Source organism: Vibrio sp. D54, from assembly GCF_021728075.1.
GTDB classification, from domain to species: domain Bacteria; phylum Pseudomonadota; class Gammaproteobacteria; order Enterobacterales; family Vibrionaceae; genus Vibrio; species Vibrio alginolyticus.
This window is the reverse complement of the sequence record NZ_JAKKCS010000001.1, coordinates 467050-482357: the sequence shown is the minus strand read 5'-3', so window position 1 is coordinate 482357 and position 15308 is coordinate 467050. Positions and strand designations below refer to the sequence as shown.

The following is a 15308-nucleotide window of genomic DNA, read 5'->3' as shown; positions in this document are numbered from 1 at the left end:
TCTCTAATTACAATTCTTTTCGTTAAAATCGGTTAAGCCTGAGCGGCTTGAGACAACTCTCGAAGCAATGGAAATGCTTGCGTAACTTGTTCTCCCGTCACGACGAAGCCCATGAGTCGGCTATTTTCATCTTCTGCTTTCGCGGCAATGCCAGTTTGAGAAATCTGCACGCTCCAGTTCGTCACCGAACTAAAATCGCCTGCCAATTGAATTGGGTAGCTCGGCGTTTTGACCTTTACCATCATAGGCGGTAGTTTCAACTCTGCTTCTTGCCCCAGTAGTTGTTTGCCCAAAGCATTGGCACTTAGCACGATCGGTTGGAGGTACGGCATCATTCGACCTTGGATCTCAGCACAATCGCCTAATGCGAACACATTGGCTGCTGATGTCTGTAATCGAGCATCCACCTCGATGCCTTTATTGACACTCAACCCACAAGCCTTCGCTAACCAAGTGTTAGCACGTAAACCCGCAGCTGAAATCACTACATCGGCTTCGATTTCCTTACCTTTGCTCAAGCTTGCCACCAGCGAATCATCCGAGTGATTGATCGCGACAACTCCAGTCTCTAAGGCAAGTTGAATACCTTGCTGCTTAAGTTGATTCTCCAGCCGCAATGCAACAAATTCAGGAATCAAGTTAGCGAGCAAACGGGGATTTGGCTCAACCACCGTAACGGCTTTACCACTGGTTGCGAGATCCGTGGCGATCTCGACGCCGATCAAACCACCACCCATTACTAGAATTCGTTCCGCGCGGCTAATTTGCTCTTCCGCTAATTGATATTCTTGTAGCGAGTTCAGCGTTATCACCTCAGGTGCTGAATCGCCAGATATTGGCGGCACAAAGGCTTTCGCGCCTGTCGCAAACACCAGTTTGGAATAAGGATAGGTTTGGCCGTTGGCGACCACTTGCTGAGCTTGCACGTCGACATGCTCAACCTTGGTATGGGCGAACAGTTCGATGTTGTGTTCCTGTGCAAACGCCTCACCACTTTTAACTACCAAGTCTCGGGCAGTTTGCTTGTTACTAAATACATGACTCAAATCAGGCTTGTTGTATTCCGCGCCGTCATCAGCAGTAAACACTTGCAGCGGAATATGTGCGTCCATTCGACGCACTGTTTTCACCAATTGGTAAGCCGCAAAGCCGCTACCAATAATCACAATAGGTGCTTGCATATTCCCTCCTAACCGTTGTATTCAACGAAAACGTCTTTACCTAAATGGCATTCTGGGCACAAGAAGTAATCTGGCACTTCCGACCAAGCTGTACCCGGTTCAACACCTTGGTTAGGCTCGCCTTTAGCTGGGTCGTATACCCAATTACAAACCGTACAAACCATGCATTGACAATCTGCGGGATGCGCCTCAGTACTAGGGTTGCTAGGAGCAGCATCTACTACCGCTTGTGTTGTCACTGGCGCAACGGGTTGTGATTGAACTTGTGGTACAGATGCAGTAATCGCAGGAGAAATAACAGGACTTGTCAGGTCATGCTTTGCCCACAATTTTGCGATGTTCTGACCATGTTCGCGACATTCACGCATCGCTTTACCATCTGGTCGCCATTTGGTTTTCAAGCTCACTGCGGTTTCAAAACCTGCGTCAGTCAATCGAGCATGGATACGATCCACCGCGCCACCATTCCACCCGTAGCTACCGAATGCAGCGGCCTTTTTCGCTTTAAAGCGCAGACCGGTAATTTCTTCTAGCATGCCAGCGATCTTCGGCATCATGACGTTATTCATGGTAGACGAACCAACCAAGATGCCTTTTGAGCGGAATACATTGGCGAGAATTTCATTCTTATCATGCTTAGAGACATTAAAGACTTTGACCGCCACACTAGGGTCGACATCGTGAATGCCTTGCGCGATTGCATCGGCCATCATTCGGGTGTTGTTTGACATAGAATCGTAGAAAATCGTAATGCGATCTTCTTGATAATTGTCTGCCCACGCTAAGTATTGCTCGATGATTTGAACCGGATTATCGCGCCATACAATACCGTGTGACGTGGCGATCATGTCAACAGGCAAATTAAAGCTCAGCACTTCTTTGATTTTAGCGGTTACCAAGCTGCTGAATGGCGTTAGGATGTTTGAGTAGTAACGCAAACACTGTTCCATCAACTCATTTTGATCCACTTCATCATTGAACAAACGTTCATCGCAGTAGTGCTGACCAAATGCGTCGTTACTGAATAACACTGCATCGCCAGTTAGGTAAGTCATCATGCTGTCTGGCCAATGCAGCATCGGCGCTTCCACGAACACCAATTGCTTACCGTTACCAATATCGATGCTGTCGCCCGTTTTTACGGTTTTGAAGTTCCACTCAGGATGGTGATGATGACCCACAATCGAATCAATCGCCGCTTCTGTACAGTAAATTGGCGTGTTCGGAATCTTCTCCATCAAAGCCGACAACGCGCCTGAGTGATCTTCTTCTGCATGGTTTACCACGATAAAGTCGATAGACTTAAGGTCGATTTCCATCTCTAAATTTTGGATGAATTGTTGACTGAATCGATGATCGACCGTATCAATCAATACGGTTTTCTCTTCACGAATTAGATAACTGTTGTAGCTGGTACCTTTTGTCATTTTGTATTCTGTACCGTGGAAGTCTTGAACTTCCCAATCGCGTTGACCTACCCAGTGGATGTTGTTTTTTACGTGAATTGTCATAATTACTACCTTGAATGACGGGATAAACAAAAATAATTTCTTCTTGTATTGCACTGGGCGTGCCAACTTTTAATTACTATACATTTCAATATCTTAATTAAAATCCAACTTTGACAAGTGTCATTTAGACACAGTTGAAAATTGTCATTAAGACACTACAATAGTCATATTGACACAATCGGTATTGGCTATGACTTCTTTAATCGCGCAATGGCTACACATCACGCAAGACCTTAACTCGGCGCTCACTCAACAGGCTCGCTTTGATACGTTATTAACCACGATTCGAGAGGTATTGAAGTGTGACTCTTCTGCCCTTCTTTTGTATGAAGACCAGCACTTTAAACCTTTAGCGATCAATGGATTGGCGAGAGAAGTGCTTGGACGCCGTTTCTCCATTGAGCAGCACCCAAGATTAGAAGCCATTGCCCGAGCAGGCGATATCGTGCGCTTTCCCTCTGACAGTGATTTACCGGATCCATACGATGGCTTGATTCCAAACCACGATGACAAACTGCATGTCCATTCCTGCATTGGTTTACCTTTGCTGATCGACGATCAACTGATCGGTGCCATTACGATTGACGCCTTCGACCCCAACCAATTCGATGGGCTACGCAACCAAGAGTTACGTTTTGTCAGCGCGTTGGCAGCAGGTGGCCTACACACTGCACTCCTACTAGAACAACTAGAGACACAAGCGAGCCTGCCACGCGACTCTTACGCCGAGAAACGCACCTTAAGTAATGAAATCATTGGTAACTCTCAGGGGATGAAGAATCTTCAAGAGCAGATTGATGCCGTCGCCGATACGGAATTGTCTGTGCTAGTGATGGGAGAAACGGGCGTAGGTAAAGAGTTGGTTGCGAGCGCTATTCACCATCGCTCTAGTCGCTCTAACAATACTTTGGTTTACCTCAACTGTGCGGCGCTGCCAGAATCAGTCGCGGAAAGCGAGTTGTTCGGCCATATCAAAGGCGCATTCACAGGCGCGATCAGCAATCGTAAAGGTAAGTTCGAACAAGCCGATGGCGGCACACTGTTTTTGGATGAAGTCGGCGAACTGTCGTTAGAGCTGCAAGCCAAGTTACTTCGAGCCCTACAATACGGCGACATTCAACGTGTGGGTGATGACCGCCATATTCGAGTCAACACACGCATTGTCGCCGCCACCAACCGTGTATTGCATGAAGAAGTGACTGCTGGTCGCTTCCGAGCAGACTTGTATCATCGTCTAAGCGTCTTCCCGCTTCATGTTCCACCTCTTCGTGAACGTGAAGACGATGTGGTGTTACTCGCAGGCTTTTTTGCCGAACGCTTAAGAAGCAAATTGGGATTGAACAGCATTCGTTTGTCCCCTACTTTAGTGCAAGCACTCAAAGACTATTCATGGCCAGGCAACGTGCGAGAGCTTGAACATGTCATTAAACGTGCTGGTGTTTTGGCAAAAGCGCGCACTCACGCCATGGACATTGAGTTAGTTGAGCAAGATTTTGATATTAGAACGCCGAATCAGAACATCAAGAACGTTGAAGAAACGAAACAAAGCTCTCGGCTTGAGTTACCAGAAGGCGGATTGAAACCAGCCACAGACGCCTTCCAAAAAGCGATGATTGTTCGAGCACTGGAAGAAAACCAAGGCAACTGGGCAGCAACGGCACGTCAGCTTGAATTAGATAACGGTAATTTACACCGCTTAGCAAAACGCCTAGGGATAAAATAGGGATTGGGTAAAAAGCGTGTGAGATGGTGGAATTCCGCAGGAAAATCGATGTTGCTTGTGTCAAAATGCGCCATCCCAACCAAAAAGTCTTAATGTAATGAACTACCAAGCTGCTATTTTTGATATGGATGGTTTGCTCCTTGATACTGAGCGCGTCTGTATGCATATTTTCCAAGAAGCATGTGAAGCCCAGAACCTACCCTTCTATAAAGATGTTTACCTTTCAATCATTGGTCGCAATGCAGCGGGCATTGAAGTGATTTTTCGTAAAGCTTATGGGGATGATCTTGACCGCTTACACCAAGAGTGGCGCGACCGTTACGACGCTGTGGTTAAGCACCAAGCGATACCAGTAAAAGAAGGGGTGATTGAGCTGCTTGAGTGGTTGAAAAGCCAAGGGTTGCCAATTGCAGTCGCCACTTCTACAGCAAAAGAAGTGGCACAGAAGAAGTTGGAATTAGCGGGCCTAAGCAAGTATTTCGACAACTTAACGACAGGCTGTGAAGTGTCACACGGCAAACCTGATCCAGAGATCTACCTGCTTGCAGCAAGTCGTCTAAGCGTAGATCCAACCAAATGTCTCGCCTTTGAAGATTCAAATAATGGCGTGCGTGCTGCTGTAGCAGCGAACATGATCACTTATCAAATTCCTGATTTGGTTGAGCCTTGCAACGAAATAAAACAATTAGGCCATACCGTCGCACCTTCACTGCATGATGTGTTGCACACGTTAAAACAAACTCGCTAGGTTTACTTGTCATCTGTTCTCTAGAAGCTCAGCAATTTAGCTGAGCTTCTTTCTCGAAACCTCTCCAATACCTTAAAACCAAACGATTCTTCCACCCGTTTAGCGAGATTAATTTCACCTTAACTCTGGCTAATCACGACTTTTGATTTAACTCACGCAATCGCATGAAATAAGGTATTTGAGTGATCAAATAGCGGAACTGACCAGTACAAGCTTGCAACAAAACGTCAATATACCGATTGAAGCACGTTTTTGGAGTGAAAATTGGCTGATAATGAGAACTATTGGATAAGATCAATCCAAGTCAGCCTAAAATACAAAATGGAGAGTGTTATATGTCTTTACGTTTATTAGCAACAACCTTCGCATTAGTCGGAATGAGCTTTGGTGCCCAAGCCAGTGCCGAGTGTGAAGTGTCATTAGATGCTAACGATATGATGCAGTTTTCTACTAAAACATTGAGCGTACCAGCCACTTGTAAAGAGGTAAAACTGACGCTGAATCACACAGGTAAGATGCCAGCGCAATCGATGGGTCACAACGTGGTCATCTCTGACACAGCCAACCTACAAGCAGTCGGTACTGATGGCATGGCAGCTGGAGCAGAAAATAACTACGTAAAACCAAACGATGATCGCGTCTACGCTCACACAAAAGTAATTGGTGGCGGTGAAAGCACCAGCATTACGTTCAGTACTGAGAAAATGAAAGCCGGCGGTGACTATTCATTCTTCTGTTCATTCCCGGGTCACTGGGCAATCATGCAGGGTAAATTTGAGCTAAAATAAAAGATTTAGCCAAGCCAAAAGAAGACTCATTCTAGGGAAGCCAAGGCTTCCCTTTTTGATAGATAAAATAGCAATTGATAAAGGTCTAACACGTCTGGAAACGTGACCAAGAAACATAGCAAGTAAGAAACCCTTGCTCCATTGAGATTAAGTTCTTTTACGAAAACTCATGGGTAAAAATCGGATTTTTGTTTTGCCTTTCCGAGACACTACTAAATGATAAAAGTCATTCAATACCATGTAACTCTTTCCAGTTTCCTGGATGAACCACATAGCCGAACAGAGCATGCCCACCATAAACCAATTCAGTCCCTTCCGGTATCCACAGCATCTGACCTGGGTGCACAAAATGTGTTTCACCATTTGCGGTCAGCTCGAAACAGCCTTCAATCACGAAAATAACTTCATCATAAAGCACTGTCCAAGCCACTTTAGCGCCTTCCCATTTAGCAAAGCCTACGCCAATGTTTGGTGAAATTTCTGGGCTTAACGCCCTGGCAACATACGCCATTCCTGGCGTATCACCACGAACATTGAAATCTAGACTTTTACTATCAACAAGTTTGACTTGCTTCATAATTCACTCCGGCTTTGCCATTTTGCTAATTGGATACGCGTTTTTACTCCCAAACCTAAAAAAGGCTCTGGCGGATTCAAACAAGGCATTCCTGTCACTTGCTGTATGTCATCCAATGATTTAGATGTCGCACCAACGACATAGTCAGCTAACAGTGTTCCAGAAATGGTTCCCCACGCAGCACCAACACCATTGTCGCAAGCGCTGGCATAAACACCTTCATCTAATTGACCAAAAAAGTTAGTAAAGTTACGAGAGATGGCATACACCCCACCCCATGTGTGAGTAAATGGCACGTCGGCCAGCTCGGGATAACGCGCCAAAAAGACTTGACGATGATCGTCTCGGATTTGCTCTCTGACTTTATCGTTCATGCTTGATCCATATTTCGGCACGTGTTTGTAAGTATTGCGAATCAAAATACGTCGATCGGCGGTCATACGTAACGTCGTTCCCGCATGATCAGCTGGAGTTAAAGTTAACCCCCAATTCAGCTCACCTCCGTATCGTTGCATTTCTGCGTCGGTTAATGGACGCGTCCAGCTTGCAAACGTCATCACTGGAAGTAGTCTGTTTTTAAGATAACCAAACTCCCGAGTAAAAATGCTGGTCCCAAGCAGCAGTTCAGGGGTTTCAACAGAGCCACTATCTCCATGTAATACCCAGCAACCGTTTTCTTTACTGAACTTGCGGATTGGCGAGTTCTCTAACACCTCGACGTTCTCTGGAAGGCTTTCCCCTAGCCCACGCACCAAAGCAGCAGGTTGCATTAAATAACCACCTGGCGTGTAAATTGCGCGGCTGTAGTAGTTGGTTCCCAAGACTTTCGCCAGCTCACTGCCATTAACATGGAAGTATGGTTCGCCAAGGTCTTTCATTAGGTGCTCAAAGTGATCGAGATATGCTTCACCGCGCGCCCCTACGGCTCCTTGATATTTGCCCTTTGCTGACCACTGACAAGAAATACTGTGCTTTGACACTAAAGTGTTTAGCTGAGCAATCGCAGAGCGGTTGAGCGACAATAACTTTTGTTTGTGCTCAGGGTCGGGATGCTCAAGTGAAAACTTATGAGGCAAATCGATAACAAAGCCCGAATTTCTTCCTGAAGCCCCTTGGCCGATACGTTGCGCATCAATCAGTATAATTCGTGCATTAGGCATAAGTTCAGCTAAACGTCTTGCCATAGCTAGGCCTGCGAAACCGGCACCTAACACGGCATAGTCAGCACTTTGTTTACCTTTTAACGCCGATTTTTCTGGAATACTTGGCAACGCATGATACCAACCACACGTCACGTCATCATTGGGTAAATGAATCATCTTTTTTCTCCGCTACGCTGCTGACAGTTTCAATGACAATTGATCTAGCCAAGGGCCGCGTAATGACTGTACTTTTCTTCCTAGCAACGCAAAACCGAGCATTGCTCCTTCTGGTGAATAAAACGCAGCGGTCAATTCATCTGCTTGGTTCTCGATGTACCATTGTCCCTGTTCTTCAGCGGCTACCGGGAAAATCGTGAGTGGAAGAATCGGCGTTTTTACAATCACTGGAGTTGGTGTTAACGAGATAGAGGCGACATCGCCTAGCAAGCTTTTCGCTACAGAAGGGATCATTTGATTAATCGGTGCAATATAGGGCTGCCAACCTTGCTCAGTTTCAACACAATCACCTAGCGAGTAAATATTCTCATCACTCGTCTGGCCGAATTGATTCACTTTAATGCCGCGGCCCACTTCGAGCCCTGCTTGCTCAGCCAGAGAAACATTTGGCTTGAGTCCAACCGCGCTCAGCACTAGATCTGCTTCAATCTGCTTGCCACTGTTTAGATGTAAAACCGCACTGGATGCGGACCTTGGCTCGATTCTGGTGATACTGTCTTGTAGAGCCCATTGCACGCCTCGATCGGCAAGTGCGCTTTGTAATGATTCACCCAACTGTTGCGGGATCAAACGCTCCATTGGCCATTGACCCAACCCGATAACTGTCACTTCATAACCGCTTTCGATCAGGTCATTCGCGAACTCACAGCCAATTAAGCCATCACCTAGGATCGCGATGCGCTTTTTGTCTTGCAGCTCCGATCTGAAACGGCGGTAGTCAACTAAGTCGTTCACACTCATAACCCAAGAGCGATCGCCCTCAATTGGGATTTCAATCGGTGATGCACCTGTTGCCAGTACCAAGCGGCTGTAGGCGTATTTACCGATGGAGGTATGTAGCGTTGAATTGGCACGATCGATCTGTTCAACACGGGTATGCGGATAAACTCGGATATTGAGACGGCTTTCCCACTCCAACGCGCTCTCACTTTGTAGCGCGTCGCCGTCTTTGTTCATGACCAACGCATTAGACAAAGCTGGTTTGCTGTACAGAGCGCCATCATCAGCGGTAAAGACGGTGATAGCAACCGTCTCGGATTGTGCTCTAAGTGCCGCCGCCAACTGGTAACCACTGTGGCCACTACCGATGATAACGATAGGGTCATTTGAGAATACAGGTTGAGTAACTTCAGATGGAAGAGGCTGAGCCGTATTTGGCTGAACAGACGCTTCTACCGACACCGAAGACACCGCTGCAACCTCTTCTAGTGGCGCATCGTCGGTGATTTCGATCATTTCAAAATCGGCCTTACCCACTAAACAGTCAGGACATAACCAGTCATCCGGTACATCTTCCCATGCTGTTCCTGGTGCAATGCCATCGGATGGCCAACCTTGTGCTTCATCATAGATTAAGCCGCAAATAATACAGAGCCACTTTCTCATCACTTTTACTCCAACTACCTTGTTCAGAATTTCCGTGTTTACAAACCGCTGTCAGATTTGTAGCGATTCCATCAACCTCGCCCTAGCTTGTGGTCTGAAATCCAAGCCGGTACGAGGTGATGAAAATACAGTTACACGGTAGCTATACGTTGCTGTCTTGCTGCAAACGAATGGCAATATTGCGTGTCTGGACGTAGCTATAAATCGCTTCTTGTCCTTTTTCTCGCCCAAACCCGGACAAGCCCACGCCACCAAATGGTGTTTCGATGCCACCAGCAAACCATTCATTGATGAACACTTGTCCACCACGCAGTTGCTGTGCCACACGCAATGTTTGGTTTAGGCTTTCACCAAAGACACCAGCGACCAGGCCAAAATCGGTGCCATTCGCGATTTCAACGGCCTCTTGCTCGGTTTCAAACGGTGTAATTACCAGTACAGGGCCAAACACTTCTTCTTGAGCAATACGCATATCTGGTGAGGCTTCAATCACCGTCGGTGCCACAAAGTAACCCGACAAATCAGGGGCGTAGCCACCCGTTAGGATGTTCGCGCCGTCGGCTTTTGCTTGTTCTATCATTTCAAGCACGCGCGCTTGTTGATCAGCCGATACCAACGGTGTGATGTCCGGCTGGCTTTCGCCTTGGCCAATGGTTAGGCTTTTTGCCATTTCCACAACCGCCGCTTTTACTTCTTCATAACGCTCTTTTTGAATCAGCAAACGAGACATTGCCGAACAAACTTGACCAGCGTTAAAGAAAATACCTACCTGAACGCTTTTCAAAAGTGTTTCGAGGCTCGCATCTTTCAGCGCGATAGCAGCCGATTTACCACCCAGCTCCATCACCGATGGAGTAGCGCGTTGCGCTGAATCTTGCAGGATGCGTTGGCCAGTTGGAACAGAACCCGTAAAGACAATTTGATCGACCTCTTGGTGCTGCACCAAATGACTGCCAACGACTGAGCCTTTGCCACATAGCAAGTTAATCGTGCCTTTTGGGAAGCCCGCTTTTTCAATCGCTTTAATCAACAACGTCATGGCAAGTGGAGAAATCTCTGGCGATTTGATCACCACTGCGTTACCTGCGGCTAATGCAGGTGCCAATGAGCGTGCACAAATAGAGACAGGGAAATTCCACGGCACAATCTGCACTGACACGCCAAACGGCACATATTGAGTGAAGTCGACATAGTCTTTACCCAACGGAATTGACGTGCCTTCCAGCTTGTCGGCCATGCCAGCGTAGTATTCGAAGTAACGTGCCGACTCTAAAAACTCATCTTTGGCATCTTGCAAAGATTTCCCATTTTCACGACAGGCAACTAACCCACCTTCATCAACCATTTCACGAATAGCTGCGGCGGCTTTTAACATCCACTCGGTTCTGACGGCGGGACGAACGTCCGAAAGAAGACCTTGATAGACCACTCGACGTGCCGCTGCCATTGCGCGATCGGCATCTGTGATAGTGGCTTCTGCAATCGTCGCATACGCTTCGGCTGTGCCAGGGTTCATGACGGTCAGCGCTTGCTCTGAATCGCACCACTCACCATCAATATAATTAAGGTAATGCATCATATTACTGCTCCAGTACCGCTTTCACTTGCTTTGCCAACCAGGTTTGGAAGAAATGCGTCGGAACATCCATTTCTGGTGAGAACACACCACCACCAAAGCCAGGTGAGTAACGACCTTCCTGCATGCCCTCGACCGCTCCAATATCTTCGCCGAATACGACTCGCCATGACTCAACGGTAGCAGTACGGCACGCAGCGAACTCATCTTTCGTTGCTTCATCACCCACATAGAAAACACGTAGGTGCTCAACACTCTTATTCGCAGTGATTGGTTCAATCATCATCGCAAAGGCATGATCGGCTTGAATACCAAGCAACACGTTTGGAAAGAGTGCAACATATTCTGCATGACGCAGTTTATCTTCTGGCCAGTTTGGAAATTTAGGTAAGTGTGTTCCTGCAGTATCAGAGAGGTTGTATGCGAGACTACCTTGGCCAGCAAAACGCTCTGCAAACATGATGTTGTAGTGATCCTCTAGGCGAGAATAACTATTCAAACTCGGATGCACCCAAGGTAAGTGGTAAGCTTCACAGTAGTTTTCTACGGCAAGCTTCCAGTTACTTTTCACTTCTATCTCTAGGTTGCCACCCATGTTCACGCGGCGAAGAAGCCCTAATCCTTCTTCACCTAAGAATTGCTGCCAACGTTGCTCTAGCGGCGCGATATGCTCTTCAAAGCTTTCTGCATTGCCCGATAAGTTGACGAACACCATGTCCATCCAAACGGCTGAACGAAGTGGCTTAAGGCCATGTTTTTCACACTTAAATCGGTCATCTTTGTGTTTTGCGATACCACCAATGTGTGGTGTGCCTTTTAGATTGCCGTCAAGATCGTACGTCCATGAATGGTAAGGACAGCGAATCATACCTTGAACTTCGCCTGCCTCATGCACCAGCTTCATACCACGATGACTACATACGTTGTGGAAGACTTGGACTTCACCTTGACGATTTCTCATCATGAGTAGTGGAAGATGCATGAAATCAAGTGGCATCACATAGCCATTTTTAAGCAGGTCTGATGCAAAACCAATGCATACCCAAGTGTTACCAAACACCTGATCACGCTCAAAAGTAAAATACTCTTCGCTGGTGTAGGCCTGATTCGGCATTCCTGTTGCTTCACTGATTGGGTTCAGTACATTATCAACAAGTTCAACAGGAATAATGGTTTGGTTGACATTGCTCATATTCTTATCTCCGAGAGTCGAGTTGCATCCAGTGCGTACAACATCGTGTTGTGTTAGTGGAGATGATTTTGATTAACAACCCGGCAACAAACAAACGACTTTTTCGCCGGGCTTGGATGAGTTTTTGTCATTCATGCATTGATCTCGAACAAAAAAATAACCTTTTAATTAACAATGATCTTCTTGTCATGATTAATACTCATTAACCGATGAGTATTAATCAGTTGAAACACAAAAGCCCTCTCTCTACTCTCTTTCAAAAATTAACAATAACGCAACAAACAATAACGCTAAAACAAACGCACTGTGAGGGATGCCTATGAGAGCAACATCTGGGATATTGAAAGGACTCAATCCGACTGTGACTATCGCATCAAAGATCGTCGTTATCGGTTTTGTACTTTTCTGCGCCATTCTCGCCAACCAAGCGGGCCAATACTTCGAAACGATTTCCGGCATTTTGCTACAGAATATGAAGTGGTTTTACATCGGACTTGTTTCACTCGTTGTCGGGTTTCTTCTTTACCTTATGGTTAGTCGATATGGGCATATTCGTTTGAGTAAAGATGACGAAAAACCAGAGTTTAGTTATTTGTCTTGGGTATCCATGCTTTTTTCCGGAGGCATGGGGATAGGCTTAATTTTCTGGTCGGTCGCCGAACCGATGTGGCATTACGCTGACAACCCATTTACTCAAGGCCTGACCAATGAAGCCGCAACAACATCAATGAAACTGACATTCTTTCACTGGGGTCTACATCCTTGGTCTGTCTTTATTATTGTTGCACTCGCATTAGCTTACTTTTCCTACCGTAAAGATCTGCCTTTTACCCTACGCTCTATCTTGTACCCTTTGATTGGCGATCGTATTTATGGGCCTATCGGGCACACGGTTGATATCCTAACAGTCGCGGTGACAGCTTTCGGTATCTCTCAAACCTTGGGGATGGGAGTTATCCAAATAAACTCTGGTTTGAATCAAGCCTTTGGTCTAGAAATTAGTTTGGGGATTCAACTCTTTATTATCGTTTCCCTTTGTACTTGTGCGGTTGCGTCGGTGCTATCTGGTGTAGGAAAAGGTATTCGCCGTTTATCAGAATGGAACATGCTGCTCTCACTCGCACTCGTGCTAGTCGTACTTTACATTGGTCCAACTCGCTATATCTTAAATACGCTACTCGAAAGTACGGGGCTTTATGCACAAAACATTGTCGGTATGAGCTTATGGAGCGATGCACAGAATGACTCTGGCTGGCAAAACTGGTGGACGGCTTATTACTGGCCTTGGTGGATGACTTGGGCACCTTTCGTTGGCATGTTTGTGGCTCGTATCTCTAAAGGACGCACAATACGTGAACTTATCGGTGGCGCATTAATCGTACCTACGCTAATCACGTTTTTATGGATTTCAGTATTTGGTGGTGCAGCGTTGAAGGTAGAGCAAGACGCTCGTGTTGCTCATCAAGAGCAAGTCACTGCGGCACAAGAAGCCAAACAGACACCACCTGCGGATTTTTCTGGCGGCCCGATTCTTGAAGCGACTAAAGCCGATACGACACGCGCTTTGTTTACGCTATTCGACAATCTAGATACAGGTATGTTTGGTAAACTACTTAGCGTGCTTGCGTGTCTATTGCTCGGTACTTATTTCATTACCTCCGCAGACTCGGGTACCTTGGTTCTATGCACCCTCGATGCCGCTGGGCACAGTGAGCCTCCTACCTCTATACGCGTATTGTGGGGGATCATGATCGCAGCCATTGCGGGAGTACTTCTATACGCAGAAGGGTTAAAAGCAATGCAAACGGCCTCCATTATTGCCGGTTTCCCTATCGCCATTTTTATCGCGGTGATGAGCTTAACGCTGTTCCATAGTATTCGACGCGAACCTAAGCCATGGGCAATGCTGCCTGAGCATGTTCACCCAGAGCAAGAGAAACTTGATGGTCCTGTTGAACCGCTTGTTGAAAGCAAAGCTGTGGCTTCCGAGCCTATCGCTTCAACATCCTCGCTGAAAGATGATTCCACACTCAATCAAGGACCAGTACTAAGTTAGTGCGTCGTTTCATCCAATCAATTAAAACAAAGCGGGAACTGGTACTCCCGCTTTTTAACATGACCAAACTCTGTTATTTTCTCTGCTTATTGATTTAGGCTAAACCTCGATCACCCACCTCATCTGGCAACTGTTGCAAAAGCCACTCTCTAAAACGCTTGACGCTTGCTGGGATTAAACCTCTATTTTTAGGTTCAAGCATAGAGAAATTGGAAGGTGTTGAAAGCACGTGTTCGACTGGCCTAACTAAAGCACCGCTTTGTAAATAGTCGTCCACTAATGACCCCCAGGCTAACGCGATTCCCTGACCATTAATTGCCGCTTGTAACAGCATTGGATAGTTATTGATGTTCATGCGATTACGAGGCGAAATATTTGGCAACCCCACACTTGCAAACCACTGCTCCCAATTCACCCAATCTCTTTGAGACTCTTGCAGATAGAGTAACGTTTTATTGAAGATTTCTTCTGGCTCACTAGGCTGGCCTATTTTCTCTAAATAAAGCGGGCTACACACAGGGAAGACTTCTTCTGAAAATAGCGTTGTCACATCCATTTCCGCAGGTGGAGTGCGACAATAAAACAAAGCGATATCGCAATCTAATCGGCGTAAGTCCAACACATTATCTGAGGCCAATATCCTTATATCGATGTCATCATGTTCATTTTGAAATTGAGCAACCTTAGGCAACAACCACAAGGCTGCCATTGCATTTGTCGTCGCAACCGTGATCTTTTGTTCGCCCTGCCATTTCTTCACTTCACCCGTGATTTGAGCAATATCGAGCAAAGATTGGCTGACAGCTTGATAATATTGAAGACCTGTAGGCGTTAAATTAATGCTTCGATTGGCTCGCGTGAACATAGCCTTGCCTAAGTATTCTTCTAATTGTCTAATTTGGCGACTGATAGCACCTTGGGTCACGTTTAGCTCGTCAGCGGCTAACGTAAAACTCAAGTGCCGCGCCGACGCTTCAAACGCAACGAGGCTATTTAAAGGTGGGAGGGGTTTGATTTTCATGTATCTTCCAGTAAGGCAGTATTGTAATTATTTTTATTCCCGGCAATCTTATGTTGCACGTGGATAATGCCATTCTGGACAACACCTCAAAAACGACAATTTATAAATGATAAAAAATAGAGATGAATCATAAATTGTTGTGAGAGAGACTGCCGTATACAGTTTCGTGG

General features: G+C 46.2%; 11 protein-coding genes and 2 pseudogenes. 4 read left to right on the top strand and 9 right to left on the bottom strand.

All coding sequences use genetic code 11. The features are described from left to right. Positions 1–32: 32 nt before the first annotated feature. Positions 33–1181 carry an NADH:flavorubredoxin reductase NorW gene (gene norW, locus L3V37_RS02140; RefSeq protein ID WP_237305745.1) on the bottom strand — a complete coding sequence of 383 codons (1149 nt, stop codon included), beginning with the start codon at positions 1179–1181 and terminating at the stop codon, positions 33–35. Further along, positions 1153–2692: pseudogene (gene norV, locus L3V37_RS02135) on the bottom strand (anaerobic nitric oxide reductase flavorubredoxin). Before norV ends, norW begins: the two are co-directional and overlap by 29 nt. Before the next feature lie 190 nt (positions 2693–2882). Here norV and norR point away from each other — a divergent pair. From norR to azu, 3 genes are all read left to right on the top strand, one after another. Next, on the top strand, positions 2883–4415 hold the full coding sequence (norR, locus tag L3V37_RS02130) for a nitric oxide reductase transcriptional regulator NorR (protein WP_237305744.1): 1533 nt from the start codon (positions 2883–2885) through the stop codon (positions 4413–4415). A gap of 97 nt (positions 4416–4512) precedes the next feature. Next, positions 4513–5163, top strand: a complete 651-nt coding sequence (locus L3V37_RS02125; RefSeq protein ID WP_053350068.1) for an HAD family phosphatase — start codon at positions 4513–4515, stop codon at positions 5161–5163. A gap of 335 nt (positions 5164–5498) precedes the next feature. Then, the gene (azu, locus tag L3V37_RS02120; protein WP_005375211.1) at positions 5499–5951 is read left to right on the top strand and encodes an azurin; all 453 of its coding nucleotides are present in this window, start codon (positions 5499–5501) and stop codon (positions 5949–5951) included. A gap of 226 nt (positions 5952–6177) precedes the next feature. Here the strand turns inward: azu and L3V37_RS02115 are convergent, their stop codons facing one another. From L3V37_RS02115 to L3V37_RS02090, 6 genes and pseudogenes are all read right to left on the bottom strand, one after another. After that, a complete protein-coding gene (locus L3V37_RS02115; RefSeq protein WP_005375208.1) occupies positions 6178–6528 on the bottom strand; it encodes an ethanolamine utilization protein EutQ in 351 nt (116 codons plus the stop codon). Next, positions 6525–7847: an FAD-binding oxidoreductase gene (locus tag L3V37_RS02110; protein WP_237305743.1), complete on the bottom strand. Its 1323-nt coding sequence runs from the start codon at positions 7845–7847 to the stop codon at positions 6525–6527. The genes L3V37_RS02115 and L3V37_RS02110 overlap by 4 nt, the downstream gene beginning before the upstream one ends. Before the next feature lie 12 nt (positions 7848–7859). Beyond that, positions 7860–9143, bottom strand: a complete 1284-nt coding sequence (locus L3V37_RS02105; RefSeq protein WP_237305775.1) for an NAD(P)/FAD-dependent oxidoreductase — start codon at positions 9141–9143, stop codon at positions 7860–7862. Then, a pseudogene (locus tag L3V37_RS02100) lies at positions 9132–9293 on the bottom strand (rubredoxin); the annotation flags it as partial. The gene L3V37_RS02105 and the pseudogene L3V37_RS02100, both read right to left, overlap by 12 nt. A gap of 142 nt (positions 9294–9435) precedes the next feature. Continuing rightward, on the bottom strand, positions 9436–10872 hold the full coding sequence (locus L3V37_RS02095; RefSeq protein ID WP_053303840.1) for an aldehyde dehydrogenase family protein: 1437 nt from the start codon (positions 10870–10872) through the stop codon (positions 9436–9438). A 1-nt stretch (position 10873) separates the two neighbouring features. Beyond that, a complete protein-coding gene (locus L3V37_RS02090) occupies positions 10874–12061 on the bottom strand; it encodes an aromatic ring-hydroxylating dioxygenase subunit alpha (protein ID WP_213867410.1) in 1188 nt (395 codons plus the stop codon). Positions 12062–12380: 319 nt separating this feature from the next. On the opposite strand from L3V37_RS02090, the gene L3V37_RS02085 reads away from it, so the two are divergent. After that, positions 12381–14117, top strand: coding sequence for a BCCT family transporter (locus L3V37_RS02085; RefSeq protein ID WP_237305742.1), 1737 nt, complete (start codon positions 12381–12383; stop codon positions 14115–14117). Positions 14118–14211: 94 nt separating this feature from the next. Here L3V37_RS02085 and gcvA read toward each other — a convergent pair whose 3' ends face one another. Next, complete coding sequence (gcvA, locus tag L3V37_RS02080; protein ID WP_237305741.1) at positions 14212–15138, bottom strand: transcriptional regulator GcvA; 927 nt, start codon at positions 15136–15138, stop codon at positions 14212–14214. Positions 15139–15308: the final 170 nt, after the last annotated feature.